Annotated in this window: 1 rRNA gene; it reads left to right on the top strand. The window is 51.3% G+C overall.

Going from position 1 to position 3,077, the window contains the following annotated elements:
• Positions 1-106: 106 nt before the first annotated feature.
• Positions 107-2,998, top strand: a 23S ribosomal RNA gene (locus IB246_RS28545).
• Positions 2,999-3,077 lie beyond the last annotated feature (79 nt).

Below are 3,077 nucleotides of genomic sequence, written 5' to 3'. Positions count from 1 at the left end.
CACTTTCACTGGTGTTTATTCAGGCTAAGGTAAAATTTGTGAGTTTAATCGCGAATTTTCGGCGAATGTCGTCTTCACAGTATAACCAGATTGCTTGGGGTTATATGGTCAAGTGAAGAAGCGCATACGGTGGATGCCTTGGCAGTCAGAGGCGATGAAAGACGTGGTAGCCTGCGAAAAGCTTCGGGGAGTCGGCAAACAGACTTTGATCCGGAGATGTCTGAATGGGGGAACCCACCTAACATAAGTTAGGTATCTTAAGCTGAATACATAGGCTTAAGAAGCGAACCAGGGGAACTGAAACATCTAAGTACCCTGAGGAAAAGAAATCAACCGAGATTCCCTTAGTAGTGGCGAGCGAACGGGGACTAGCCCTTAAGTGGCTTTGAGATTAGCGGAACGCTCTGGAAAGTGCGGCCATAGTGGGTGATAGCCCTGTACGCGAAAATCTCTTAGTCATGAAATCGAGTAGGACGGAGCACGAGAAACTTTGTCTGAATATGGGGGGACCATCCTCCAAGGCTAAATACTACTGACTGACCGATAGTGAACTAGTACCGTGAGGGAAAGGCGAAAAGAACCCCGGAGAGGGGAGTGAAATAGATCCTGAAACCGTATGCGTACAAGCAGTGGGAGCCCACTTTGTTGGGTGACTGCGTACCTTTTGTATAATGGGTCAGCGACTTATTTTCAGTGGCGAGCTTAACCGAATAGGGGAGGCGTAGCGAAAGCGAGTCTTAATAGGGCGTCTAGTCGCTGGGAATAGACCCGAAACCGGGCGATCTATCCATGGGCAGGTTGAAGGTTGGGTAACACTAACTGGAGGACCGAACCGACTACCGTTGAAAAGTTAGCGGATGACCTGTGGATCGGAGTGAAAGGCTAATCAAGCTCGGAGATAGCTGGTTCTCCTCGAAAGCTATTTAGGTAGCGCCTCATGTATCACTGTAGGGGGTAGAGCACTGTTTCGGCTAGGGGGTCATCCCGACTTACCAAACCGATGCAAACTCCGAATACCTACAAGTGCCGAGCATGGGAGACACACGGCGGGTGCTAACGTCCGTCGTGAAAAGGGAAACAACCCAGACCGTCAGCTAAGGTCCCAAAGTTATGGTTAAGTGGGAAACGATGTGGGAAGGCTTAGACAGCTAGGAGGTTGGCTTAGAAGCAGCCACCCTTTAAAGAAAGCGTAATAGCTCACTAGTCGAGTCGGCCTGCGCGGAAGATGTAACGGGGCTCAAACCATACACCGAAGCTACGGGTATCACTTAGGTGATGCGGTAGAGGAGCGTTCTGTAAGCCTGTGAAGGTGAGTTGAGAAGCTTGCTGGAGGTATCAGAAGTGCGAATGCTGACATGAGTAACGACAATGGGTGTGAAAAACACCCACGCCGAAAGACCAAGGTTTCCTGCGCAACGTTAATCGACGCAGGGTTAGTCGGTCCCTAAGGCGAGGCTGAAAAGCGTAGTCGATGGAAAACAGGTTAATATTCCTGTACTTCTGGTTATTGCGATGGAGGGACGGAGAAGGCTAGGCCAGCTTGGCGTTGGTTGTCCAAGTTTAAGGTGGTAGGCTGGAATCTTAGGTAAATCCGGGATTCTAAGGCCGAGAGCTGATGACGAGTGTTCTTTTAGAACACGAAGTGGTTGATGCCATGCTTCCAAGAAAAGCTTCTAAGCTTCAGGTAACCAGGAACCGTACCCCAAACCGACACAGGTGGTTGGGTAGAGAATACCAAGGCGCTTGAGAGAACTCGGGTGAAGGAACTAGGCAAAATGGCACCGTAACTTCGGGAGAAGGTGCGCCGGTGAGGGTGAAGGACTTGCTCCGTAAGCTCATGCCGGTCGAAGATACCAGGCCGCTGCGACTGTTTATTAAAAACACAGCACTCTGCAAACACGAAAGTGGACGTATAGGGTGTGACGCCTGCCCGGTGCCGGAAGGTTAATTGATGGGGTTAGCTAACGCGAAGCTCTTGATCGAAGCCCCGGTAAACGGCGGCCGTAACTATAACGGTCCTAAGGTAGCGAAATTCCTTGTCGGGTAAGTTCCGACCTGCACGAATGGCGTAACGATGGCGGCGCTGTCTCCACCCGAGACTCAGTGAAATTGAAATCGCTGTGAAGATGCAGTGTATCCGCGGCTAGACGGAAAGACCCCGTGAACCTTTACTATAGCTTTGCACTGGACTTTGAATTTGCTTGTGTAGGATAGGTGGGAGGCTTTGAAGCGTGGACGCCAGTTCGCGTGGAGCCATCCTTGAAATACCACCCTGGCAACTTTGAGGTTCTAACTCAGGTCCGTTATCCGGATCGAGGACAGTGTATGGTGGGTAGTTTGACTGGGGCGGTCTCCTCCTAAAGAGTAACGGAGGAGTACGAAGGTGCGCTCAGACCGGTCGGAAATCGGTCGTAGAGTATAAAGGCAAAAGCGCGCTTGACTGCGAGACAGACACGTCGAGCAGGTACGAAAGTAGGTCTTAGTGATCCGGTGGTTCTGTATGGAAGGGCCATCGCTCAACGGATAAAAGGTACTCCGGGGATAACAGGCTGATACCGCCCAAGAGTTCATATCGACGGCGGTGTTTGGCACCTCGATGTCGGCTCATCACATCCTGGGGCTGAAGCCGGTCCCAAGGGTATGGCTGTTCGCCATTTAAAGTGGTACGCGAGCTGGGTTTAGAACGTCGTGAGACAGTTCGGTCCCTATCTGCCGTGGACGTTTGAGATTTGAGAGGGGCTGCTCCTAGTACGAGAGGACCGGAGTGGACGAACCTCTGGTGTTCCGGTTGTCACGCCAGTGGCATTGCCGGGTAGCTATGTTCGGAATAGATAACCGCTGAAAGCATCTAAGCGGGAAACTAGCCTCAAGATGAGATCTCACTGGGACCTTGAGTCCCCTGAAGGGCCGTCGAAGACTACGACGTTGATAGGTTGGGTGTGTAAGCGCTGTGAGGCGTTGAGCTAACCAATACTAATTGCCCGTGAGGCTTGACCATATAACACCCAAGCAATTTGACTACTCGAAAGAGCATCAGATTGCGGTGTGTGAAGACGCAATGAACCGAAAGTTCGAGA

The sequence above is a fragment of the Pseudomonas sp. PDM01 genome (assembly GCF_014852325.1).
Lineage (GTDB): Bacteria > Pseudomonadota > Gammaproteobacteria > Pseudomonadales > Pseudomonadaceae > Aquipseudomonas > Aquipseudomonas migulae.
Note: the sequence above shows the minus strand (reverse complement) of the source record. Positions and strands in the feature narration are given on the sequence as shown.